Source organism: Plantactinospora sp. B24E8 (assembly GCF_039871735.1).
In the GTDB taxonomy this organism is placed as follows: Bacteria; Actinomycetota; Actinomycetes; order Mycobacteriales; family Micromonosporaceae; genus Plantactinospora.
This window is the reverse complement of the sequence record NZ_JBDPMH010000015.1, coordinates 1-22,714: the sequence shown is the minus strand read 5'-3', so window position 1 is coordinate 22,714 and position 22,714 is coordinate 1. Positions and strand designations below refer to the sequence as shown.

Genomic DNA, 22,714 nt, shown 5'->3' with positions numbered 1-22,714 from the left:
GTCTTCGAAACTTTCGGTAATAACTGCGTTACCTGTGCCGGGCAACTTAAGCGCCACGCCGGGGTGTGTCAAGGCTCTCTGAACTGCTGTCCTGTTTGGTCGCATGGAGTATCGTCCCGGCAACGCTCCAGCCGGTCGTGGTGGTCCTCGCCGGCGCCGGCAAGCTTGAGCTACGCGGTGTTAGGGTTCGTTGCCGAAACTTTCGGACACGTTGTGTGAGGCCATGATGACAAATAATCGTGCGGTCGTCGGACCCGGTTCGGCAACGATCGCGACCATCGCCGACGAGGTCGGCGTCTCCACGACCACCGTCTCGAAAGTCCTCAACGGACGGTCTGACGTCGCGCCGGAGACCCGGGCCCGAGTCGAGGCCAGTCTCGAACGGCACCGGTACCGCCGTCGCGGCAAGCGGCAGCCCAGCCACGCCGAGCAGATCAACCTGGTCTTCCACGAGTTCGACTCGGTCTGGGCGATGGAGATCATCCGTGGGGTGGAGGAGGTGGCCACCGACGCCCGGGTCGACGTGGTGCTCTCCCAGCTCGGTGGCGCGCACCGACCGTCCACGCAGTGGCTGGACGGCATCCTGGCCCGCCGCCCCCTCGGCGTACTGCTGGTGCTCTGCAACCTGACCGAGCCGCAGCGGCAGCAGTTGGCACGACAGCGGATCCCGTTTGTTGTCATCGACACCGACAGCGCGACCTCGGCCTCGGTCCCCACCGTCGGCTCGAACAACTGGAACGGCGGGCAACTCGCCGCCCGGCACCTGCTGGACCTTGGACACCGGCGGATCGCGATCATCTCCGGACCGCAGGACGTGCTCTGCAGTCGGGCCCGGGCCGCCGGGTTCCAGTTCGCCCACGACGAGGCCGGGGTCGCCGTCGACCCGGGGCTGGTCCGGTGCGGCGCCTTCCGGGTGGCTACCGGCTATCAGCACGGCATGGAACTGCTGTCCCGGCCGGACCGCCCCACGGCGATCTTCGCCGGCTCCGACATGCAGGCCATGGGAGTGTTCCGGGCGGCCCGGCAGCTCGGCCTCGACGTGCCCCGGGACCTCTCCGTGGTGGGCTACGACAACATCCCGGTCGCCGCCTGGCTCGGACCCGCGCTGACCACGGTCAACCAGCCGGTGCGGCACATGGCCAGCACGGCCAGCCAGATGCTGCTCGACCTGGCCCGGGGTGTCGCCCTGCCGGCCAGCCGGGTGGACCTGGTGACCGAACTGGTGGTCCGGGAGAGCACCGCGCCCCCGGCCGAACCCCGCTGACCGACCGGGCCGCCCGGCACCTGCGCCGGGCGGCCCGCCGCCAGGGTGGGATTACCGGATCACTCCCGCGAGGTGACGGTGGAGAGGAAGTCGTGCGGTGCCGGCGAACCGGTGTTGTCGAAGCAGAGCACGTCCACCTCGGCGGTGCCGCCGACGTGCCGCCACGGCTGGGTCAGGTGGCAGTAGTTCGACCCGGGGCCGAACGCCGTCACCTGGGCGTGCGTCTCCGCGTACCCGAGGAACGGATACTTCACCAGGTAGCGGCCGGCCGGGGCGATCGCGCCGAAGGCGTTGAAGCCGAAGCCGCCGGCCGGGTAGTTCCAGTTCGTCTGGCCGCCGTGGGCCGAGGAGAGGTAGCCGACGTACTTCGGTGGGCCGAACGAACCGAAAACGGCCCGCTCCCGGTGGTAGGAGAGGGTGAACTCGCTCGCCGTCGCCGCGCCGGCCTGGTTGACGCAGCCGACGTAGGCGAGGACGTCGGACCCGATGCCACCCCAGCGCAGCACCTTGCACCGGCGAGGCCCGGCGTTCGGCTGCACCGCGGTCACCTGCAGGTTGCCGGCGATCCCGGCGAGCGTACCGACCCCGCCGAGCAGGACCTCGTAGATGCCGACTCCGAGCGGGGTGACGCTCACCCCGGCGCCGGTCGAGTTGTACGACTGCACGATCGCGGCCGGCCCCCACTGCACCGAGGCGTACGTCCCCTGGGCCGGCGGGATCACCCCGGTGCTGACCGTCCACAGTACCGTGAACGGGGTGTCGGACCGTTCGCCGCCGGGCTTGTGGCACTGCACGTCGACGATCTCGTCGGCGCCGGACTGGCCCCAGCGCACGATCTCGCAGTAGTTGCCGGTGCGGTTCACCGGGGTGACGTGCACGTTTCCTCGCGAGCCCGTGCCGACCTGCGGAAACCTCACCAGGAACCGGCCGGGTCCGACCTTCATCCCCTCGGCGGAGAGTCCGGGGAAGCTGGCTTTCCAGCTGCCCCACTGTCGGGTGGGGTCCAAAACGGTCCAGACCGGTACGGTCGGGTCGTCGACGTAGGCGAAGCCCCACCGTTCGGCGGTGGCGGCCCGGGCCGGGGCGGCGGGGACGAGCGCGGTGGCCGTGAGCGCGGCGGCCAGCGCGACGGCGAGCATGCGGGGACGGATACGCATGTGCCCTCCTATCGGCAGAAGTCGATGCGTTACCGCACAGTCTCCGTGACGTCGGCGGGCGGCGCTGTCGGGTAGTGGCAGTGGCACAGGCGTACGGGCGACTGTGGTCGCGATCCTGGACGCGATCCCACCGGGTGCCTGGTGTGACGGGTGGGCCGGGTCCGCGCCGGCGGCGGCCCACCGACCGGCGTCAGGGCTTGCGGCCCACACCGATCAGGTTGTCCAGGGTGGGGGGCAGGCCGGCCGGGCTGGGGTCGGGCCGCCACCGCGTGACGTCCACCAGGCCCGGTTCGACCAGCTCCAGCCCCTCGAAGTAGCTGGCGATCTCCTCCGGGCTGCGCATCGCGTACGGCGGATTGGCCGACTCGTTCCAGATCCGCATGACGTCGTTGAGCTCCGGGTTGGTGTTGGTGCCGTCGACGACCACCAGGTGGCTGCCGGAGGGCAGGCCGTCCATCAATGCGCGTACGGCGGACCGTGCCTCCTCGACGGTGGGCAGGTGGGCCAGGATTCCGGAGAGCATGAGCGCGACCGGCTCGTCGAGGTCGAGGGTCCGCCCCGCCTCGCGCAGGATCGTCTCGGCGTCCCGCAGGTCGGCGTCGATGTAGTCGGTGGCACCCTCGGGCCCGCTGGTCAGCAGCGCCTGGGCGTGTACGAGCACCAGCGGGTCGTAGTCGACGTAGACGATCCGGGCCTCCGGGACCACCGACTGGGCCACCTCGTGGGTGTTGTTGGTGGTCGGCAGTCCGGTGCCGACGTCGAGGAACTGCCGGATGCCGGCCTCGCCGGCCAGGTGGCGGACGGCCCGGTTGAGGACGGCCCGGTCGGCGCGGGCGATGTCGACGATGATCGGGAAGGCCTTCGCGATCTCGTCGCCGAGGGCGCGGTCGACGGCGTAGTTGTCCTTGCCGCCGAGCCAGTAGTTCCAGACCCGGGCAGTCTGCGGAACGGTGGTGTCGATCTTCGGTTCGGTCGCCGGTCCGTTGCCGGACGGGCGGATCTCCTCGGTCACCGGTCAAGCCCTTCGGTCTGCTGCCGTCCACTGTGGTCGGCCAAGGATACATCCGGTCGGCGGCACGTCTCATCCAAGGTCACGGATGATCCGGTCCAGGATCGGCACGGTCTCCCGCGCCGGTGCGGCCTCCACGAACAGGCGGTTCACCGCGTCGAAGTAGCAGTCCACGTCCTCCCGTCGGTCCAGGTACAACGCGCTGGTCAGCTGTTCGATGTAGACCAGGTCGGGCAGGTCCGGCTGGGCGAAGCGCAGGATGCTGAACGCGCCGCCGGCCGCGGCGTGTCCACCGGCGGCGAGCGGGACCACCTGCAGGGTCACGTTCGGCAGCTTCGTGACGGCGGCGACCAGCGCCTCGAGCTGGTCACGCATCACCCGGCGGCCGCCGACCGGGCGCCGTAGCGCGGCCTCGTCCACCACCGCCCACAGCTTCGGCGGGTCCGGGCGGGTCAGGATCTGCTGCCGCTCCAGACGCAGCCGTACCCGGCGGGCCACCTCCCGCTCCCGTGCGCCGCCGTGCCCGAGCCGTACCACCGCCCGGGCGTACTCCTCGGTCTGCAGCAGTCCTGGCACGAACTGGACCTCGTAGCTGCGGATCAGCGTGGCGGTCGCCTCCAGGCCCAGGTACCGCTGGAACCAGTTCGGGGTGACGTCGCGGTACGCGTCCCACCAGCCGGACGCGTTCGCCTCCCGGACCCGGGCCAGCAACGTCTCCCGCTGCTGCTCGTCCCGCACGTCGTAGAGGGACAACAGGTCACGGACGTCGCGCTCCTTGAACCGGACCCGGCCCAGCTCCATCCGGCTGATCTTCGACTCCGAGGCGCGGATCGGCTCGCCCGCCTCCGCCCTGGTCAGCCCCCGCTCCTCGCGCAGGCGCCGAAGCTGGGCGCCGACCAGTATCCGCACCGCTGTCGGGTCCTCGCCGGGCCCGTCCTGCCCTGGTGATCCGCGCACCACGCACCTCCGGATCTTTCCCGCCGTCCAGCATGCCACCGCCGGCCGGCGGAAACCACCGGCGGTCGATGGCAGGCGCCGGCCACGACGCCACCGCCGGCAGGACTCGGTGCCGACCCGGCCGGGCAGGCCCACTCACTAGGCTGGTGGCCATGGTTGACCGGCGTCAGGTGTCGAGGTTCCGGGTCCACGCCCAGCAACTCGACCGGGAGCACGGCACGCTCGACGACAGCGCCGTACTCGACCTCGGGGTGCAGGACACCGGGCCGGACGGCGCCCGGTGGGCGCTGGCCGTCCGAGGGGTCGAGGTGAGCGCGCTCGCCGAGCCGGACGTGATCCTGCTGTGGAGCGTCCGGGGCGCTCCGCACCTCTACCGGCGCGGCGACCTGGCCGAGGTGGCGACCGCGGTCGCGCCGTACTCGGACGCCGACGCGGGCCGGCGGATCTACGACGCGGCCAGGCCACTGAAGGCGGCCGGCATCGGCAACCTGGCCGCGCTCGACGAGGTGGCCGCCCACCTGCGGGACATCGTGACCGGGCCGATGGCCAAGGGCGACGTCTCCGGCCGGCTGTCCAGCCGGCTGCCCGAACCGTACCTGCGGTTCTGCCGCCCCTGCGACGCCACCCACGTCTACGAAATGCCGCTGCGGCTGGCCGCCGTACGGGCCGGACTGGAGTTGCGGCTCGACACCTCGCCTCCGGTGCTCTGCCCGATCGCCGGTTTCCGACCGGCCACCGCGGCGGGCGACCGGTTCGACCTGATCCGGGGATGTCTGCGACTGCTCGGCCCGGCCACCCCGAAGCAGGTGGCCGGTTACCTCGACGCCCCGGTCCGGGAGGTGAAGGAACGCTGGCCCGAGGACGTTGTCGAGGTGACGGTCGACGGCGAACCACGCTGGCTGCTCGGCCACGACCGGGCGGCGCTGGAGTCCGCCGAGGTCAGGGTGACCCGGCTGCTCGGCCCGTACGACCTCTTCCTGCAGGCCCGGGACCGGGAGACGCTGGTCACCGACCCGGCACGCGCCAAGGAACTGTGGCCGGTGCTGGGCCGCCCGGGCGCCGTCCTGGTCGACGGTGAACTGGTGGGCAGTTGGCGTCCCCGGAAGTCCGGCCGGACGTTCACCGTCACCGTCCAGCCGTGGCGCCGGCTCTCGACGGCCACCCGGAGCAGCGTCACCGAGCAGGCAGAACGCCTCGCCGCGTACCGGGGTGTCCCGCTCGCCGGCGTCGAGTTCGGCGGATGACGGCGTCGCCGGGGACCGGGCAGTGGACCGGGACCGGCGTGGTGTCGGCGGAGGTGGACCTCAACCACGGTCGAGCCCGTACGGTCAGGGGTCATGAGTCGGATTCCGGGGGACCGCCGGACCTTCTACCAGTTGCTCGGCAACACGCTGCTGGTGTCGGTCACCAACTACACCGTCTGGTTCGCGATCACCTTCTACGTCTACCTGCAGACCCGGTCGGTCTTCGCCACCGGCGTGATCTCCGGGATCTTCCTGGTGATGACGGCGTTGACCGGGATCTGGTTCGGCAGCCTCGTCGACCACTTCCCGAAGAAGACGGTGATGCAGGTGTCGGCGGTGGTGTCGCTCGCCCTGTACGCCGCAGCCCTCGCCGTCTACCTGGTCGTGCCGGACCGGTCGTTCACCGACCCGACCAGCGTCGGGCTCTGGACGCTCATCGTGCTGCTGATGTGCGGGGTCATCGCCGGCAACGTCCGGACCATCGCGCTGCCGACCCTGGTCACCGTGCTGATCGCCGAGGAGGGGCGGGACCGGGCCAACGGGCTCGTCGGCAGTACCTCCGGGGTCGGCTTCCTGGTCACCTCGGTGATCAGTGGCGTGCTGGTGGCGGTCGGCGGCATGCTCTGGGTGCTGGTCCTGGCGCTGGTGGTGCTCACGGTCGGTCTCCTGCACCTGGCCCTGGTGCCGGTGCCGGAGCGGGCACCGGAGCCGGTCGGCGGACCGGCGGGGGAGCCGGCGAACCCACCGAAGCGCCGCGTCGACCTGCGCGGCACCGTCCGGGTGGTCGCCGAGGTGCCGGGGCTGCGGGCGTTGATCCTCTTCGCCGCGTTCAACAACTTCCTCGGTGGTGTCTTCATGGCGCTGCTGGACGCCTACGGACTGTCGTTGATGTCGGTCCAGGCGTGGGGACTGCTCTGGGGGTTGCTGAGTACCGGTTTCATTGTCGGCGGGCTGCTCGTCGCCCGTACCGGCCTGAGTCGCAACCCGGTACGCCTGCTGCTGCTGGTCAACCTCGCGCTCTGGACGGTCACCCTGCTGTTCCCGCTGCGCTCCTCGATCGTCCTGCTCACCGCCGGCCTGTACGCGTACATGCTCCTGGTGCCGTACGCGGAGGCGGCTGAGCAGACGATCCTGCAGAAGGTGGTGCCGTACGAGCGGCAGGGGCGGGTCTTCGGCTTCGCCCAGAGTGTCGAACAGGCCGCCTCACCGTTGACCGCGTTCCTCATCTCGCCGCTCGCCCAGTTCGTCTTCATCCCGACGATGACCGACGGGGTCGGCGCCCGGACCATCGGCGGGTGGTTCGGCACCGGCGCCGAGCGGGGTCTCGCGCTGGTCTTCGTACTGACCGGGGTCGTCGGTCTGGCCGCGACCGGGCTGGCCCTCGCCAGCCGGCCGTACCGGCGGCTGAGTCGCCGGTACCTGAGTCGGCCGGCGGCCGTACCGGCGCCGGTCGAGGTGGGGTGAGCGCCGGCGGGTCACCCGAAGGCGGGCAGGTGCCGTTCCCGGGCCCGGAGCAGGTGGTCGCGCATCGCCGCCTCTGCCCGGTCCGGTTCGCCGGCCGCGATCGCCGCCGCGACGCGCTGGTGCTCGTCGCGGGTGGTGCCGGTCTGCCCGTACGGGAAGTAGCGGCGGTGCAGGTGCAGGTGGACGTGAAGCCGGTCGAGGCCGTCGCGGAGCAGGGGATTGCCGGACGCCTCGGCGATCAGGCCGTGGAAGCGGGCGTCGAGGGCGGTGAAGGCGGCGTGCCAGCCGTCCGGGCCGTCGGTCTCGGGCGGGGTCGGGGTGGCGGCCTCGGCGGTGATCGAGGCGCGCTGCGCGTCGCTGGCCCGTTCGGCGGCGAACCGGCTGCCCGCGCACTCGAGCAGCAGTCGCATCTCGAACATCTGGAAGAACTCGTCCCGGGTCAGCAGCGGGCTGACGGTGTAGCCGGCGAGCGGGCGTTTGCGGACCAGTCCGTCGGACTCCAGCCGGGCCAGCGCCTCGCGGACCGGGGTCGGTGAGACGGCCAGTTCCCGGGCGAGCGCGTCGATGTTGATCCGGTCGCCGGGGGCCAGGGTGTGCTCCAGGACCAGGCTCTTCAGCGTCTCGTAGACGTCGTCGCCGAGCGTGGAGCGCCGGAGCGGGACGGGTTCACGGCTGGTCAACGATCCTCCTTCCGGCGTGGTGCGTGCCCGCCGGCCGAGTCTTGACGCGGTGCCGACGAGGGGGTACACATTCTGGAAGATCCTATAGGATCTACGATCGGCTGGCGAGTACTCCACGTACCTGACCACGACCGACAGCCTGACCACGACCGACACCGCCGGTGAAGGAGCCGTGTTGCCCACGATCACCCACGCCGAGGCGTACCTGGTCGACCTGGCGGTCGAGACGGTACGGACCGACGCGGTCCAGTCGTTCCTCAAACAGGAGACCGTCTTCGTCGAGATCGGCACCGACGACGGTGGTGGCGGTACCGGCTACTCGTACACCATCGGCACCGGCGGTACGGCGGTGCTCGCGATGCTGCGCGACTACCTGCTGCCCCGGCTGGTCGGTGCGGACCCGCAGCGGGTCGAGGCGGTGTGGCAGGACCTGTTCGCCGCCACCCGCGCCACCACCGTCGGCGCGATCACGTCGTTGGCGCTGGCCGCCGTCGACACGGCGCTGTGGGACTGGCGGTGCCGGGCCGCCGGCCAGCCGCTGTGGCGCCTCGCCGGTGGCGCCAGGGACCGGATTCCGCTCTACGACACCGAGGGCGGCTGGCTGCACCTCGGCACCGACGAACTGGTCGCCGGTGCCACGCGCAGCCAGGCCGCCGGGTGGCGTGGCGTCAAGCTGAAGATCGGCCGGTCACCGGTGCAGGACGCGGATCGGCTGGCCGCCGTCCGGGCCGCCGTCGGACCCGACTTCGACCTGATGCTCGACGCCAACCAGTCGCTCACCGGGGCCGAGGCGGCCCGCCGGGCCCGGCTGCTCGAACCGTCCGACCCGTACTGGTTCGAGGAGCCGCTGCCCGCCGACGACGTGGCCGGGCACCAGGCACTCGCCGCGGCCACCACCATCCCGGTCGCGGTGGGGGAGTCGCTGTACTCCGTCACCCAGTTCCGGGAGTACCTGCACCGCCAGGCCGCCGGCATCGTCCAGGTCGACGTGGCCCGGATCGGCGGTATCACCCCCTGGCTGAAGGTCGCGCACCTGGCCGAGGCGTACCACGTACCAGTCTGCCCGCACTTCCTGATGGAACTGCACGTCAGCCTCTGCTGCGCGGTGCCCAACAGCCGCTACCTGGAACACATCCCACAACTACGGGCGATCACCCGCCAGGAGATCCGGATCGTCGACGGCGAGGCGGTGGCACCGGAGACCCCCGGGCTCGGCATCGACTGGGACCGGGACGCGATCGACGACCGGAGGGTCCGGTGAGGGCCGACCGGAGCTCGGTGCCGGACGTCACGCCACGCGGCGAATTCACCGACGACCACGGCCGGATGAGCCAGGCGGTCATCCGGCCGATCCACGCCGGGCCGGACCCGGCGGGGGAGGACGGAGCAGGATGAGACACACCGACCGGACCCGACTCGGCGACACCGGGGTCGAGGTGACCCGGCTCGGGCTCGGGCTGGCACCGCTCGGCGGCCTGTACCGCCGGGTCGGCGACGAGCAGGCGTACGCCACCCTGGAACGGGCCTGGGACGAGGGGCTGCGCTACTTCGACACCGCCCCGCTCTATGGCAGCGGGCTCTCCGAGCGTCGCACCGGGCGGGTGCTGTCCGGTAAGCCCCGCGACGAGTTCACCCTCTCCACCAAGGTCGGCCGGGTGCTGCGGCCGTCCGCCGACCCCGGCCCGCCCGAGGCCGGCAGCGGTGCGGCGGTCGACCACAACAGCACCATCTGGGCCGAGGCGGGCGACACCGGACCGGTCTGGGACTTCACCGCCGACGGGGTGCTGCGGTCGTACGCCGACAGCCTCGACCGGCTCGGCCTGGACCGGGCGGACGTGCTGCACGTCCACGACCCCGACGAGCACTACGGGCCGGCGGTCGCCGAAGCGCTGCCGGCCCTGGTCCGACTGCGGGACCAGGGCCGGATCGGCGCCGTCTCGGTCGGGATGAACCAGGCGGAGATGCTGGCCGACCTCGTCCGGACCGGGCACCTCGACAGTGTGCTGCTCGCCGGCCGCTACACATTGCTGGACCAGTCCGGCCTCGCCGAGCTGCTGCCGCTGGCCAGCGAGCGCGGGGTCTCGGTGATCGCCGCCGGGGTCTACAACTCCGGGCTACTCGCCGACCCGAGGCCCGGCGCCACCTACGACTACCTGCCCGCGCCGGAGCCGCTGCTCGCCCGGGCCCGGGCGATCGCCGCGGTCTGCGCCCGGTACGACGTGCCGCTGCGGGCCGCCGCGGTGCAGTTCCCGCTCGCCCACCCGGCGGTGGCGACGGTGCTGGTCGGCGTCCGCTCACCCGAGGAGGTGGCCGACGCCGTGACGATGTTCGGCCACGAGATCCCCGGACAGCTCTGGCGGGACCTGCGTCGGGCGGGCCTGCTGCCGGAGGAGGCACCGCTGCCGTGATCATCGACGCGCACCAGCACCTCTGGACCACCGACTACGCCTGGCTGGCCGACCCGGCACTGGCCCGGATCCGGCGCGACTACGGCGTCGGGGAGCTGCGCACCAACCTGCGGGCGGCGGGAGTGGACCGCACCGTACTGGTCGAGGCCGGCCGCTGCGAGGCGGCCGAGACCACGGAGTTCCTGGCGATCGCGGCGCAGACCCCGGAGATCGCCGGCGTGGTCGGCTGGGCGGCGCTCACCGATCCGGCGCTGGCCGAGGTGGTCGCCGGACACCGGACGGGTGTCGGCGGTCACCTGCTGGTCGGCATTCGGGACCAGGTCCAGGGCCAGCCCGACGACCACCTCGACCGGCCGGACGTCCGGGCCGGACTGCGTACCGTGGCGGCCGCCGGCCTTGTCAACGAGCTGGTGGTCCGGGCCGAGCAGCTGCCGTCGGTGGCCCGGGCCGCCGACGCGCTGCCGGAGAGCCGGTTCGTCCTCGACCACCTCGGCAAACCGCGGGTCCGGGCCGGCGCCGACGGGCTGGCCCGGTGGCGTGAGCTGGTCACCCCGGTCGCCGCCCTGCCCAACGTGGTGGCGAAGCTCTCCGGCCTGGTCGCCGAGGCGGACCGGGCCACCTGGACCGTCGCGGACCTGCGTCCGTTCGTGGCGACCGCGGTCGAACTCTTCGGCCCCGACCGGCTGATGTTCGGCTCGGACTGGCCGGTCTGCGAGGTCGCCGCCTCCTACGTCGAGGTTCTCGCCGCGATCGCGACCGTTCTCGGCGGCACGCCCGACGACATCTTCCACAGCACAGCTGTCCGCACCTATCAATTGGAGATCGAATGAGGTACCTGCGGGTGGGTCCGGCCGGAGCGGAGCGTCCGGTGGCCCAGGTGGACGGTCGGTACCACGACCTCTCCGGCGTCACCCGGGACATCGACGGCGCCTTCCTCGCGGCGGGCGGCCTGGCGGGGGTACGCGGCATGGCGCCGGACGCCGGTGCCGCCGACCTGGTGGCCGGGCTGCCCGGGCTCGACATCACCGGGCAGCGGATCGGCGCCCCGATCGCCCGGCCGGGGGTGGTGCTCTGTGTCGGGCTCAACTACGCCGCGCACGCCGCCGAGTCGGGGGCGCAGCCGCCGACCTCCCCGGTCATCTTCTACAAGGCGCCGAACACGGTGGTCGGCCCGTACGACGACGTGCTCGTCCCGCGCGGGTCGACCAAGACCGACTGGGAGGTGGAACTGGCCGTGGTGATCGGCCGTACCGCCCGCTATCTGGAGTCGCCGGAGGTGGCGCTGGCGCACGTCGCCGGGTACGCGGTCGCCAACGACGTCTCCGAGCGGGAGTTCCAGCTGGAGGTCTCCGGCGGCCAGTGGTCCAAGGGCAAGTCCTGCGAGACGTTCAACCCGCTCGGGCCGTGGCTGGTCACCCCGGACGAGGTCGGCGACCCGGGACAGCTCGGGCTGCGACTGTGGGTCAACGGCGAACCCCGGCAGGACTCCAGCACGGCGGACATGATCTTCGACGTGGCGTACCTGGTCTGGTACCTGTCGCAGTACACCGTGCTCGAACCGGGCGACCTGATCAACACCGGTACGCCGCAGGGCGTCGCCCTCTCCGGCCGGTACCCGTACCTGGTCGACGGCGACGTGGTCGAACTCGAGATCGACGGCCTCGGCCGGCAGCGTTCCGTCGTGCGGGCCGCCGAGTGAAGGTCACCGGGCTCGACACGTACGACATCCGTTTCCCCACCTCGCGGGAGCTGGACGGCTCCGACGCGATGAACCCCGACCCGGACTACTCGGCCGCCTACCTGGTACTGCGTACCGACGAGGGGACGGAGGGGCAGGGCTTCACCTTCACCATCGGCCGGGGCAACGAGGTCTGCCGGGCGGCGATCGAGGCGCTCGCCCCGCTGGTCGTCGGGCGGGACGTCGACGACCTCGGCGAGTTCGCCCGCCGGCTCACCGCCGACTCGCAGCTGCGCTGGCTCGGCCCGGAGAAGGGGGTCATCCACCTGGCCACCGCGGCCGTGGTCAACGCCGCCTGGGACCTGGCCGCCCGGGTCGCCGGCAAACCGGTGTGGCGGCTGCTCGCCGACCTGGAGCCGCGGCAGATCGTCGACCTGGTGGACTGGCGCTACCTGACCGACGCGCTCACCCCGGCCGAGGCGCTGGAACTGCTGGAGGCGGCCCGCCCCGGCCGCGAGCAGCGGATCGCCGAGCTCGAGCGGACCGGCTACCCGGCGTACACCACGTCGCCGGGCTGGCTCGGGTACGACGACAACAAGCTCGTCCGGCTCGCCAGGGAGGCGGTCGCGGACGGCTACCGGCAGATCAAACTCAAGGTCGGCGCCGACCTGGCCGACGACGTGCGCCGACTGGCCCTGGCCCGCCAGACGGTCGGACCGGCGATCCGGATCGCGGTCGACGCCAACCAGCGGTGGGACATCGCCGAAGCGGTCGAGTGGATGACCGCGCTGGCGCCGTACGACCCGTGGTGGATCGAGGAGCCGACCAGCCCGGACGACGTGCTCGGACACGCCGCGATCCGGCGCGCGCTGGCCGGCGCCGCCCCGGGCGGCCGACCGATCCGGGTCGCCACCGGCGAACACGTGCAGAACCGGATCGTTTTCAAGCAGCTGCTGCAGGCCGAGGCGGTCGACGTGGTCCAGATCGACGCGTGCCGGGTGGCCGGGGTCAACGAGAACATCGCGATCCTGCTGCTGGCCGCGAAGTACGGCGTACCGGTCTGCCCGCACGCCGGCGGTGTCGGCCTCTGCGAGCTGGTCCAGCACCTGTCCATGTTCGACTACGCGGCGGTCTCCGGCTCGCTGGAGAACCGCACCATCGAGTACGTCGACCACCTGCACGAGCACTTCGTCGACCCGGTGGTGATCGTGGACGGGGCGTACCGGGCGCCGACCGCACCCGGCTTCTCGGCCCGGATGCGGCCGGAGACGCTGGCCGAGTACCGCTACCCGGACGGGCCCGCGTGGTCCTGATCCACGTCGACCTCGGCGCCGGGCCCCCGGCTTCACCAGCCGGCACGGTCGGGCGGCACGGCGCCGGCGGGTCTGCCGGCGTCGCTTCGGCCGACGACGACCTCGGTGGGCCGGTCGCCGCGTTGCGGGTCCTGCACGACGCGGTGACCGGCCCGACCGAGCCGGCCGACGCGCCTGTCGCACTGGTCGCCGGCTCCGTCGCCGGTACGCCCGGCCCTGGGTTGGCCCGCTGTGCCGCGATCGGGCTCTCCCCGCTCTCCGGCGGCGTCGCCGAGACCCGGGCCGAGGGTCCGTTCGGGGCCGGACTGCGGGCCGCCGGGGTCACCGGGGTGGTGCTGCAGGGCCGGGCCGCCGGGCCGTCCGTGGTGGTGGTCGAGGCCGGCCGGGCCCGGCTCGAGCCGGCGGACCGGATCTGGGGGCTGGAGACCGGCCCCGCCACGGACGCGCTGCTGGACCGGTACGGCCCGGACGCGGCGGTCGCGGTCATCGGCCCGGCCGGTGAACACGGGGTCAGGTACGCCTCGATCGTCACCTGCCGGGACCATCCGCTGCCCCGGCTCGGTCTCGGCGCCGTGCTCGGCGGCAAACGGGTCAAGGCGGTGGTCTGCCGGCCCGGTACGCCGCCGCGGGTCGCCGACCCGGCGGCGCTGGCCCGGATCGGCGCCTGGTACGCCTCGGCCCAGTCGGACAACCCGCTGACTGCGTGGCAGCACGGCACACCCGGCTTCGGGGTCTGGACCGGCGACCCCGGGTACGCCCCGGTCGCCAACTTCGCCGACACCCGGACGGCGGGCGGGATCGGGGTGGCGCCGCCGGTGGAGCGGGTCGCGGCCTGTCCCGGCTGCCCCACCGACTGCATCAAGGTCTTCGCCGGCGCCGGGCTGCACCAGGAGGCGCTGGCGATGCTCGGGCCGAACCTCGGCCTGGCCGACCCGTGGCCGGTGCACGCCCGCTGCCTGCAGCTCGGGCTGGACCCGGTGTCACTCGGTGGCACCCTCGCCGCGGTCGGCACCCCTGCCAGCGAGGTCGCGGCGACGGTCGAGCGGATCGGCGCCGGCGCGGACCCGCTCGGCGAGGGCGCCGCCCGGGTCGCCCCGGGCTCGGCGATGACCAGCAAGGGGATCGAGCTGCCGCCGTTCGACCCCCGGGTGCAGCCGAACCTCGGCCTCGGTTACGCGGTGGCGCCGATCGGGCCCCGCTACGACATCATCGAACACGATCTCGACTTCGACCCGGAGCAGGGACTGCCGCACAGCTATCCCGAACTCGCCCGGCTCGGCGTACGGGCACCGCGGCCGCGCGGCGAACTCGACGTGACCCGTACCGCCCAGTTGATGCGGCTCTGGAGTGGGCTGGACGCGCTCGGGATCTGCCCGTACGCGGCCACCCCGACCCGGCCGTTGACCCTGGACCGGGTCGAGGAGCTGGTGCGGGCGGTGACCGGCGTACGACCCGACGTGCTGGCGCTCGGCGCGCGACGGCTGCGCCTGCAGCGGGCGGTGAACCGCCGGGTCGGTCTCGGGCTGGACGCGGACACCCTGCCCGACCGGTTCTTCACCGAGCCGGTCGCGGCCGGCCGGTACGCCGGAGCGGTGCTGGACCGGACCGCCTTCGGAGCGGCGGTGGCCCGGCTGCAGGACGAACTCGGCTTCACGGATCGGGCCTGACCGGTCCGGACGTGTGGGGTGCCCGGCCGATCCGGCGTGGGCGACGGAAATGAAGTGAGGTGGGGCATGGGTGACTTCGACGGCCTGGTGGCCGTGGTGACCGGTGGAGGCTCCGGCATCGGCGCGGCCTGCGTGGCGGCGTTCACCGCCGGTGGCGGCGAGGTCGGGGTGCTCGACCTCGACCCGGGGGAGCAGGGCGGTGACACGCTCGGGGTGGTCGCCGACGTCGCCGACCGGTCGTCGCTGGACGCGGCGATGGCCCGGGTCGCCGAGACGTTCGGCGGCATCGACATCCTGGTCAACAACGCCGGGATCAGCGCGGTCGGCGGCGTCGAGGCGAACGACGAGGCGGAGTGGCACCGGGTGCTCGACGTCAACGTCGTCGGGGTGGTCCGGACCACCGCGGCCGCGCTGCCGTACCTGCGGCGCAGCGCCCGGGCGGCGATCGTGAACATCTCCTCGATCGCGGCCACCGCCGGGCTGGTGCAGCGGGCCCTCTACTCGGCCTCCAAGGGCGCGGTGCACTCGCTCACCCGGGCGATGGCCGCCGACCTGGTGGGCGAGGGCATCCGGGTGAACAGCGTGGCACCGGGCACCGTGGACACCCCGTGGGTGGCCCGGCTGCTGGCCCGGGCGGCCGATCCGGCGGCGGAGAAGCGGCGGCTCGCCGCCCGGCAGCCCACCGGACGGCTGGTCAGCGCCGAGGAGGTCGCGGCCGCGGTGGCGTACCTGGCGAGTCCGGCCGCGGGGGCGACCACCGGCACCTCGCTCGCCGTCGACGGCGGCATGCACGGGCTGCGCCTGCCCCGGGTCTGACGGACGGGCCGGGATCGGCCGGGTGGTCCACCACCCGGCCGCCCGGCCGGTCAGGCGCCCTGGCCCTGGTTCTGCATCAGGCCACCGTCCATGAAGTACGTCGATCCGGTGACGTAGTCGGCGTCGTGGCTGGCCAGGAAGACGGCGAGCCGGCCGATCTCCTCGGGTTGGGCGGCCCGCTTCCACGGGATGCTCTGCACCTGCTCCTCGAGGTACTTCGGGTCGTCGATCGCCTTCTGGTTGAACGGGGTGAGGACCATCCCGGGTCCGATGTTGTTGACGTTGATCCGCATCGGGGCGAGTTCCAGGGCCAGGCTCTTGGCGAGGTTGAGCAGGGCGCCCTTGCTGGCGTCGTAGTCGGAGCCGCCGGCCCGAGCCACCTCCTGGTGGATCGAGGTGATGTTGATGATCTTGCCGTCGCCGCCCTGGTCCCGGCGGTGCTGGGCGAACCGCCGCGCGCAGAAGAACGCCCCGTAGACGTTGACCCGCATCGCCCGGTCCCAGGTTTCGGTATCGAGGTCGATCACCGGGATGCCGGAGGCGTCCACCCCCGCGTCGTTCACCAGGACGTCGAGCGCCCCGAACTCGGCGAGGGCCTCGTCGAACATCGCGCCGACCTGGTGCTCGTCGCTGATGTCGCCCTGTACGACGATGGCCCGCCGGCCGGAGCGCACCACCTGCTCCTGGGTGTGCTCGGCGCCGTCGTGGTCGGTCAGGTAGTGCACCACCACGTCCGCGCCCTCCTTGCCGAACTCGACCGCGGTGGCCTGTCCGATGCCGGAGTCCGATCCGGTGATGAGTGCGGTCATTCCGTTGAGCCGTCCGGTCATGGGAAGCCCTCCTCGGAGTAGGTCGCGCCGGTCGACGCGGTGCTGAGCTGCCAGGCCGCCAGGATCAGGCCGATGTGTGAGAACGCCTGCGGGAAGTTGCCGAGCTGTTCGCCGGTGTGCGCGTCGAGCTGTTCGGCGAAGAGCCCCAGGTCGTTGGCGCGGCTCGCAACGGTCTCGAACAGGCGCGCGGCGCGGTCCCGCTCGCCGGCCAGCGCCAGACACTGCACCAGCCAGAACGAGCAGAGGTGGAAGGTGGCCGGGTCGCCGTCCCAGCGGCGGACCAGTCCGCCGTGGCCGAGCCGTTGGTCGATCAGGTCGATGGTGGCCCGCATCCGGGGATCGGCGGCGGGCAGGAAACCGATGATCGGCATGACCAGGACGCTGGCGTCCAGCCGGTCAGACCCGAACGCGCCGGTGAAGGCGCCGACGCCGGCGTTCCAGCCCTGCCGCAGGATCACCTCCCGCACCTCGTCGCGCTGCCGGGCCCAGCGGGCCACCTCGTCGGCGTCGCCGAGCCGGCCGCCGAACCGGACCGCCCGGTCCAGCGCCACCCAGCAGTAGACCTTGGAGGAGAGGTAGTGGCGTTCGGCGTCCCGGGCCTCCCACATCCCGGCGTCCGGCTTGCGCCAGTCGGCCGCCGCCTGGTCGGCGAGGTCACGCAGCAGGTCCCGGATCGGGTCCGGCATCGGGGTGAGATGGTCCCGTAGCCGCCAGGCCGCGTCGAGCACCTCACCGGGTACGTCGAGTTGCCGTTGCCGCCACGCCTGGTTCCCCACCCGGACCGGCGCGCTGTCGGCGTAGCCGCGCAGTGTCTCCATCGTCTGCTCGTCCAGGTCCCGTTCGCCCTCGACACCGAACATGACCGGCACCCGGCTCGCGCCGACCCGGCCGACCGCCGAGGCGACCCAGTCGAAGAGCCGGCCGGCCTCGGTCGGGCAGGCGGCGACCCAGAGCGCCCGGAGGGTGAGGCAGAAGTCGCGCAGCCAGGCGTAGCGGTAGTCGTAGTTGCGGTCGCCGCCCAACTCCTCCGGCAGTGACGTGGTGGCCGCCGCCACCACCGCCCCACTCGGTTGGTAGGTGAGCCCCTGCAGCACCAGCGCGTTCCGTTGGACCAGGTCGGCGTGGTCGCCGTGGAACGGATGCTCGTCGGCCCAGGACCGCCAGCCCCGTACCGTCTCCGCGAGCGGGTCCGGGTGGTGCGGGTCCGGCACGGCCGGCGCCGTCCCGTACGTCGGGGCGTAGCCGAGGGTGAAGACCTCCCGTTGTCCGGCGTGGACCTCGAAGTCGAGGGCCACCTGGTCGGTGGCCGCGACCAGCGGCAGGGTGCCGGTCAGGGTCAGCGTCGTCGGCCCGGCGGTGACCCGCGGCGCACCGTTCTCGGGGACCAGGTAGGCGTCCCGCCGGGCGTACTCGAACCGGGGGCAGTAGGACATGGTCATCGGTACGGCGCCGGAGATTCCCTCGACGACCCGGACCAGGGCCCGGGGTGAGCGTCGCCCGATCTCGTGACCACGGGCGCCGGGCTCCAGCGCGAGCCCGTCGGTCACCGCCACCTCGCCCTGCCCGGTACGGAAGACGGTGCGCAGCACCAGCGTGCCCGGCAGATAGGCGCGGTGCACCTCGAACCGCCCGTGCGGACGTAGTGACCAGTGCCCGCCGTCCGGGTCGAGCAGTCGGGCGAACACCGACGGTGCGTCGAACCGTTCCGGAGACCACCAGTTGACCGATCCGTCCCGGTCCACCAGGGCCGCGCTGCGCCCGTCGGCGAGCAACCCGTGGTCGGCGATCCGGTCGTTGGCCACCTCCCGGTCTACCCGTATCGGCGGACGGCATTCGGTCGGCGACCCGGGTCGTCCGGTCCGCTGACGGGTGGGGTCCGCCGCCCGCAGTGACGCCGTCGGCCGACGGTCGCTCGTTGGAAGAATGGGACAGGCGGCGCGAGGTGGGTTTTTATGGACAGGACTACGCGTTTCGCGGTGATCGTGGCCTTCGCCGGGTCCGCCGCGCTCTCCGCCGTGATGGCGGCGACCCGGCGTGACCACGGGATCGGACTGGGGCCCGCCTGGGCCTGGATCCTCACCGCGCTGCAGGTGACCGCCCTCTACGCGGTGGGCCGGGGCCACGGCGTCGGCTGGCTGCTGGGCGCCGCCGTGCAGATCTGCTGGATCACCTACGCCGTGCTGACCACACAGTACGGGTTCGTCCCTGGCTGTGTGGTGTCCGCGATGGTCCAGGGTTACTCCTACCGGCGCCTCGTGCGGCCACCTCCGGTGGATCCGGGCGCGGTGCCCGAACCGGACCGTGCCGGGGAGGCGTCCGAGCGCGGCGGCTGATTGTCTACTGTCGGGGGAGCCGGTTCCCGAACGGGTGGGTGGAGACGATGGAAGATTTCCAGCTGCTGGCCGACGCCATCGCCCGGGCCTGGCCGGACGACCCGACGGACGTTCCGCCCGAGGTGGCGGCGATCGAACCCGAGCTGCTCGACGGACTCCGCGCCCTGGACGGTGCCGTCGGTGCGGCGGTCGCACTGCCGGAGACCCGACTCCTCGCCCTGCTCGACAGCGTTCCCCGGTTCCGGGACCGGGTGGACCGCGAGCGGGACTTCCTCTTCTACACGCTGTTCGAACGTGGTGCGCAGGTCGACGAAGGGTTGCGCCGGATCCGGCACAGCCAGGTCGAGATCGGGTACGTCACCGACCGCGCGCCCACCGGGGCCAGGGTCGCCGAACGCCGGTACGGCGGCCAGCGGGCCAACGACCTGAGCTACGGCGTGGCCCGGGTCGGCATCCCCGACGACCACCGGATGGGCCGACTGCCGCGGCCACGCAGTTGGCGGCTGTGGTTCCGTCCGGACCGGGAGAGCCACCTCGAACTGGACGGGACGACCGGGCTGACCGACGTACTGACCAGGCTCGGGACCCGGGCACCGGGACCGGACCTCCTGGTGTTCGTCCACGGCTACAACGTCGGTTTCCCCGACGCGGTACGCCGGACCGCCCAGCTCGCGTACGACCTCAACTTCACCGGCGTCCCGCTGCTGTACAGCTGGCCGTCGGTGGCGGAGACGCTGTCGTACTTCGTCGACGGGGAGAACGCCGCCGCCAGCCAGCGGCACTTCCGTACCTTCCTGCGGGTGGTGGCCGGCGAGGCGGGCGACGGGCGGGTGCACGTGGTGGCCCACAGCATGGGCAACCGGATCCTCAGCGAGGCGCTGACCGCCGTGGACAGTTGTCGGCTCGGGCACGTCGTCTTCGCCGCGCCCGACGTCGACGCCGGGGTCTTCGCCGACCGGGTCGCCGGGTTCACCGGTACCGCCGAGCGCTACACGCTCTACACCTCCGCCCGGGACCGGGCGCTGGCCGCCGCGCAACGGTTCGTTCGGCATCCGCGCGCCGGTCAGGCCGGGCCGGGAATGGTGGTCGTGAAGGGTGTCGACACCGTCGACGCCACCGACCTGGACACCGACTTCCTCAGCCACTCGTACGTGCTGGAGCACCGCTCGGTGGTCGCCGACCTGTACGCGCTGATCACGCACGGCCGGCCACCGGAGGAGCGGTTCGGCCTGGTGCCGATGATGGCCCCGAACGGTCCCTACTGGAAGTTCCGCCGCTGACGATTTCCCCGGGGCGGTCGGGGCGAGCGACGGGAGGCCGGGATGACAACCTGTCAGTGTGCCGGCTCCCGCACACCCATTTCCGGGCGCGACGACCGGTGGTCAGCGGGCCGCGGTCAGGTCCTCTTCGGCCGGTGCCGCCGGTGCCGCCGGTGCGGCCGGGGCCGGTTTCGGGCGCAGCACGGCCACCGCCACGATCGCGGCGGCGACGCCGCCCAGCACACCGACGACCGCGCCGGTCGACATCGCCTCCACAAAGGCATTCCTGGCCAGCCGGGCCAGGTCGCCGTCGCCGGTGAGGGCGGCGATCCGCAGTGCCTCGCCGATCGACTCCCGGGCCGGCCCGCTGACGTCCCGGGGCATCGCCGCCGTGTACGCGGCGGTCAGTACGCTGCCCAGCACGGCGACGCTGAGCGCCGCGCCGACCTGCTGCACGGTGTCGTTGACCGCGGAGCCGACGCCGGCGCGTTCGGGTGGCAGGGCCGCGAGCAGCGTGCCGACCGCGGCCGGTCCGGTGAGGCCGCTGCCCATGCCGATGACGACGAGCGCCACGGCCAGCCGCAGGTAACCGTCGGTCGGTCCGGTGGTGGCGAGCACCCCGAAGCCGGCGGCCATCAGCAGCAGCCCGGTGGCGATCGCCGTCCGGGCGCCGAACCGTCGGTCCACCAGCACCCCGATGCCGTTGAACGCGACCACGGTCACCAGCATCGGAATGAACGCCAGTCCCGCCCGCATCGGACCGTATCCGAGGACGAACTGCAGGTACTGGGTGAGCGCGAGCATCACGCCGCCGGCGGAGAAGGAGAGCAGCACGATCGAGAGGCTGGCGCCGCCGAAGTTGCGGTCGCGGAACAGCGCCATCGGCAGCATCGGCTCGGCGACCCGGCGCTCCCAGAGCGCGAACGCGGTGAGCAGGACGGCGGCGGCGACGAGCCCGCCGATGGTGCGGGGCGCGGACCACCCGTGCCCGGCCGACGAGATGACCGCCCAGACCAGGGCCGTCATGCCGAGGGTGGAGAGCAGCGCACCGAGCACGTCGGGCCGGCTGGCCGGTCCGCGTGACTCGGGAATGATCACGAGGGCGGCGACGACGCCGAGGACCGCGATCGGGATGTTCATCAGGAACACCGAGCCCCACCAGAAGTGTTCGAGCAACAGCCCGCCGACGGTCGGGCCGCCGAGCGCGCCGAGCATCAGCACGGAACTCCAGATCGCGATGGCCTTCTTGCGTTCGGACTCGTCGAAGACGGTGGTCAGGATGGAGAGCGTGCCGGGCATCAGGAACGCGGCACCGACCCCCATCAGACCCCGGGCGGCGATCAGCTGACCGGGGGTCTGGCAGAGCGTGGCGAGGCCGGACGCGCCTCCGAAGGCGACCAGGCCGATGACCAGGCCACGACGCCGTCCGTGCCGGTCGGAGAGGCTGCCCGCGGTGAGCAACAGGCCGGCGAAGACCAGGATGTACGAGTCGATGATCCACTGGATGTCCGAGCTGCTCGCCCCGAGGTCGCGGATCAGCGACGGGATGGCGATGTTGAGCACCATGTTGTCGATCACGACGACGAGCAGGCTCAGGCAGAGCACACCGAGGATCCACCATCGACGGGGGTGGGGAGTGGTCACGACGATCTCCGCTCGTACGGTGTTCGAGTTTTCTCGCACACCGTACAGGAATCTCGAACAGTGTACGAGGGTCGGTAGACTGATCTGGTAGAGAGGACGCCGGATGCCCCCGAAGTCGGACCACTTCACCAACTCGGTCTGGACCCGCCCGCCCCGTGGCCGGGGCGAGCAGCCCACGCTCAGCCGCGAGCAGATCGTCCGCGCCGCGATCGAGCTGCTCGACAGCGAGGGCGCCGGCGGGCTGAGCATGCGTCGGCTGGGCACCAAACTCGGCGCCGGCGCCACCTCCGTCTACTGGTACGTCGCGAACAAGGACGAGCTGCTCGAACTCGCCGTCGACGAGGTGATGGGGGAGGTGTACGTCCCCGAGGCGGGCGACACGGGCTGGCGGGTCGGCGCCTCGGTCCTCGCCGTCGGATTCCGTACCATGCTGCTGCGCCACCCCTGGGTGATCAGCCTGCTCGGGGTACGCCCGAACCTCGGACCGAACGCCCTGCGGGTCGGCGACCGGATGGTGGCGCTGCTCGAGGCGGCCGGCTTCGCCGATATGGAGGTGGCCCACGTCAGCTCGTTGCTGATGGCCCACGCCATCGGCTCGGCAACCACCGCGGCGGCGGTGCGGAACAGCATGGGGGGCCCCGACCGGTCGTTCGACGAGACGATCCGGACCCTGGAGCCGTACCTGGAGCGGGTCGGCGCCGACCACCCGAACTACGACCGGTGGCGACGTGGACTCGGTGCCGACGCGACGGACCTGGAACGGTCCTGGGACGAGGGCTTCACCTTCGGACTGGACCGACTGCTCGACGGCCTGGAGCTGTGGCTGACCCGGCAGCGGCGGGATCCGGGCCCTCCCGACGCCTAGACGAGTAGTTCCGAAGTCAGGGGTCGATGTCCAGGCATGAGGAGAGGGCATCCAAGATCATGTTGTGACGCAAGACCTGGACACCCTCTTGACCGCACTGTACGTGAAGATCGACGACAGCATCCG

21 protein-coding genes are annotated in these 22,714 nt (G+C 72.3%); 14 read left to right on the top strand and 7 right to left on the bottom strand.

What is annotated here, in order from left to right; genetic code table 11:
• Positions 1–226: 226 nt before the first annotated feature.
• The gene (locus ABGB21_RS21405; protein WP_347657297.1) at positions 227–1,264 is read left to right on the top strand and encodes a LacI family DNA-binding transcriptional regulator; all 1,038 of its coding nucleotides are present in this window, start codon (positions 227–229) and stop codon (positions 1,262–1,264) included.
• A 59-nt stretch (positions 1,265–1,323) separates the two neighbouring features.
• Here ABGB21_RS21405 and ABGB21_RS21400 read toward each other — a convergent pair whose 3' ends face one another.
• The 3 genes from ABGB21_RS21400 to ABGB21_RS21390 form a co-directional block, all read right to left on the bottom strand.
• Positions 1,324–2,421: a hypothetical protein gene (locus ABGB21_RS21400; RefSeq protein WP_347657298.1), complete on the bottom strand. Its 1,098-nt coding sequence runs from the start codon at positions 2,419–2,421 to the stop codon at positions 1,324–1,326.
• A gap of 190 nt (positions 2,422–2,611) precedes the next feature.
• A complete protein-coding gene (locus ABGB21_RS21395; protein WP_347657299.1) occupies positions 2,612–3,433 on the bottom strand; it encodes an SAM-dependent methyltransferase in 822 nt (273 codons plus the stop codon).
• A gap of 69 nt (positions 3,434–3,502) precedes the next feature.
• Positions 3,503–4,387 (bottom strand): helix-turn-helix transcriptional regulator, encoded by an 885-nt coding sequence (locus ABGB21_RS21390; protein WP_347657300.1) that lies wholly within the window; start codon positions 4,385–4,387, stop codon positions 3,503–3,505.
• Between the two features lie 152 nt (positions 4,388–4,539).
• Between ABGB21_RS21390 and ABGB21_RS21385 the strand changes: the two genes are divergently transcribed.
• Positions 4,540–5,631, top strand: coding sequence for a winged helix DNA-binding domain-containing protein (locus tag ABGB21_RS21385; RefSeq protein WP_347657301.1), 1,092 nt, complete (start codon positions 4,540–4,542; stop codon positions 5,629–5,631).
• A gap of 93 nt (positions 5,632–5,724) precedes the next feature.
• On the top strand, positions 5,725–7,095 hold the full coding sequence (locus ABGB21_RS21380; RefSeq protein WP_347657302.1) for an MFS transporter: 1,371 nt from the start codon (positions 5,725–5,727) through the stop codon (positions 7,093–7,095).
• A gap of 11 nt (positions 7,096–7,106) precedes the next feature.
• On the opposite strand, the gene ABGB21_RS21375 is transcribed toward ABGB21_RS21380, so the two are convergent.
• The gene (locus tag ABGB21_RS21375) at positions 7,107–7,775 is read right to left on the bottom strand and encodes a GntR family transcriptional regulator (protein WP_347679211.1); all 669 of its coding nucleotides are present in this window, start codon (positions 7,773–7,775) and stop codon (positions 7,107–7,109) included.
• Between the two features lie 175 nt (positions 7,776–7,950).
• On the opposite strand from ABGB21_RS21375, the gene ABGB21_RS21370 reads away from it, so the two are divergent.
• The 8 genes from ABGB21_RS21370 to ABGB21_RS21335 all read left to right on the top strand — a co-directional run bounded on the left by ABGB21_RS21370 (position 7,951) and on the right by ABGB21_RS21335 (position 15,657).
• Positions 7,951–9,036: a mandelate racemase/muconate lactonizing enzyme family protein gene (locus ABGB21_RS21370; RefSeq protein WP_347679210.1), complete on the top strand. Its 1,086-nt coding sequence runs from the start codon at positions 7,951–7,953 to the stop codon at positions 9,034–9,036.
• Entirely contained in the window at positions 9,033–9,170 is a 138-nt protein-coding gene (locus ABGB21_RS21365; protein ID WP_347657305.1) for a hypothetical protein, read from the top strand. Before ABGB21_RS21370 ends, ABGB21_RS21365 begins: the two co-directional genes overlap by 4 nt.
• Entirely contained in the window at positions 9,167–10,183 is a 1,017-nt protein-coding gene (locus ABGB21_RS21360; protein WP_347679209.1) for an aldo/keto reductase, read from the top strand. The genes ABGB21_RS21365 and ABGB21_RS21360 overlap by 4 nt, the downstream gene beginning before the upstream one ends.
• The gene (locus tag ABGB21_RS21355) at positions 10,180–11,013 is read left to right on the top strand and encodes an amidohydrolase family protein (RefSeq protein ID WP_347679208.1); all 834 of its coding nucleotides are present in this window, start codon (positions 10,180–10,182) and stop codon (positions 11,011–11,013) included. Before ABGB21_RS21360 ends, ABGB21_RS21355 begins: the two co-directional genes overlap by 4 nt.
• Positions 11,010–11,882: a fumarylacetoacetate hydrolase family protein gene (locus ABGB21_RS21350; RefSeq protein ID WP_347657308.1), complete on the top strand. Its 873-nt coding sequence runs from the start codon at positions 11,010–11,012 to the stop codon at positions 11,880–11,882. The genes ABGB21_RS21355 and ABGB21_RS21350 overlap by 4 nt, the downstream gene beginning before the upstream one ends.
• A complete protein-coding gene (locus tag ABGB21_RS21345) occupies positions 11,879–13,174 on the top strand; it encodes an L-fuconate dehydratase (RefSeq protein WP_347679207.1) in 1,296 nt (431 codons plus the stop codon). Before ABGB21_RS21350 ends, ABGB21_RS21345 begins: the two co-directional genes overlap by 4 nt.
• On the top strand, positions 13,165–14,841 hold the full coding sequence (locus ABGB21_RS21340) for an aldehyde ferredoxin oxidoreductase N-terminal domain-containing protein (RefSeq protein ID WP_347679205.1): 1,677 nt from the start codon (positions 13,165–13,167) through the stop codon (positions 14,839–14,841). The genes ABGB21_RS21345 and ABGB21_RS21340 overlap by 10 nt, the downstream gene beginning before the upstream one ends.
• Before the next feature lie 66 nt (positions 14,842–14,907).
• A complete protein-coding gene (locus ABGB21_RS21335; RefSeq protein WP_347657311.1) occupies positions 14,908–15,657 on the top strand; it encodes an SDR family oxidoreductase in 750 nt (249 codons plus the stop codon).
• 50 nt (positions 15,658–15,707) lie between these two features.
• Here the strand turns inward: ABGB21_RS21335 and ABGB21_RS21330 are convergent, their stop codons facing one another.
• Both ABGB21_RS21330 and ABGB21_RS21325 read right to left on the bottom strand, forming a co-directional pair.
• On the bottom strand, positions 15,708–16,487 hold the full coding sequence (locus ABGB21_RS21330) for a glucose 1-dehydrogenase (protein ID WP_347679203.1): 780 nt from the start codon (positions 16,485–16,487) through the stop codon (positions 15,708–15,710).
• Positions 16,484–18,289 (bottom strand): glycoside hydrolase family 15 protein, encoded by a 1,806-nt coding sequence (locus ABGB21_RS21325; RefSeq protein WP_347679201.1) that lies wholly within the window; start codon positions 18,287–18,289, stop codon positions 16,484–16,486. The genes ABGB21_RS21330 and ABGB21_RS21325 overlap by 4 nt, the downstream gene beginning before the upstream one ends.
• A gap of 150 nt (positions 18,290–18,439) precedes the next feature.
• Between ABGB21_RS21325 and ABGB21_RS21320 the strand changes: the two genes are divergently transcribed.
• Together ABGB21_RS21320 and ABGB21_RS21315 are read left to right on the top strand one after the other, a co-directional pair.
• A complete protein-coding gene (locus tag ABGB21_RS21320; RefSeq protein WP_347657314.1) occupies positions 18,440–18,820 on the top strand; it encodes a hypothetical protein in 381 nt (126 codons plus the stop codon).
• Positions 18,821–18,867: 47 nt separating this feature from the next.
• Entirely contained in the window at positions 18,868–20,100 is a 1,233-nt protein-coding gene (locus ABGB21_RS21315) for an alpha/beta hydrolase (RefSeq protein WP_347679199.1), read from the top strand.
• Between the two features lie 102 nt (positions 20,101–20,202).
• Here ABGB21_RS21315 and ABGB21_RS21310 read toward each other — a convergent pair whose 3' ends face one another.
• The gene (locus ABGB21_RS21310) at positions 20,203–21,723 is read right to left on the bottom strand and encodes an MFS transporter (protein WP_347679197.1); all 1,521 of its coding nucleotides are present in this window, start codon (positions 21,721–21,723) and stop codon (positions 20,203–20,205) included.
• 103 nt (positions 21,724–21,826) lie between these two features.
• On the opposite strand from ABGB21_RS21310, the gene ABGB21_RS21305 reads away from it, so the two are divergent.
• The gene (locus tag ABGB21_RS21305; RefSeq protein ID WP_347657317.1) at positions 21,827–22,588 is read left to right on the top strand and encodes a TetR/AcrR family transcriptional regulator; all 762 of its coding nucleotides are present in this window, start codon (positions 21,827–21,829) and stop codon (positions 22,586–22,588) included.
• Positions 22,589–22,714 lie beyond the last annotated feature (126 nt).

Bases quoted from the DNA above. Each gene is read 5' to 3' on its own strand.
- ABGB21_RS21405 (WP_347657297.1), top strand. From the start codon at position 227: ATGACAAATAATCGTGCGGTCGTCGGACCCGGTTCGGCAACGATCGCG.
- ABGB21_RS21400 (WP_347657298.1), bottom strand. From the start codon at position 2,421: ATGCGTATCCGTCCCCGCATGCTCGCCGTCGCGCTGGCCGCCGCGCTC.
- ABGB21_RS21385 (WP_347657301.1), top strand. From the start codon at position 4,540: ATGGTTGACCGGCGTCAGGTGTCGAGGTTCCGGGTCCACGCCCAGCAA.
- ABGB21_RS21380 (WP_347657302.1), top strand. From the start codon at position 5,725: ATGAGTCGGATTCCGGGGGACCGCCGGACCTTCTACCAGTTGCTCGGC.
- ABGB21_RS21360 (WP_347679209.1), top strand. From the start codon at position 9,167: ATGAGACACACCGACCGGACCCGACTCGGCGACACCGGGGTCGAGGTG.
- ABGB21_RS21350 (WP_347657308.1), top strand. From the start codon at position 11,010: ATGAGGTACCTGCGGGTGGGTCCGGCCGGAGCGGAGCGTCCGGTGGCC.
- ABGB21_RS21335 (WP_347657311.1), top strand. From the start codon at position 14,908: ATGGGTGACTTCGACGGCCTGGTGGCCGTGGTGACCGGTGGAGGCTCC.
- ABGB21_RS21330 (WP_347679203.1), bottom strand. From the start codon at position 16,487: ATGACCGGACGGCTCAACGGAATGACCGCACTCATCACCGGATCGGAC.
- ABGB21_RS21320 (WP_347657314.1), top strand. From the start codon at position 18,440: ATGGACAGGACTACGCGTTTCGCGGTGATCGTGGCCTTCGCCGGGTCC.
- ABGB21_RS21315 (WP_347679199.1), top strand. From the start codon at position 18,868: ATGGAAGATTTCCAGCTGCTGGCCGACGCCATCGCCCGGGCCTGGCCG.
- ABGB21_RS21305 (WP_347657317.1), top strand. From the start codon at position 21,827: ATGCCCCCGAAGTCGGACCACTTCACCAACTCGGTCTGGACCCGCCCG.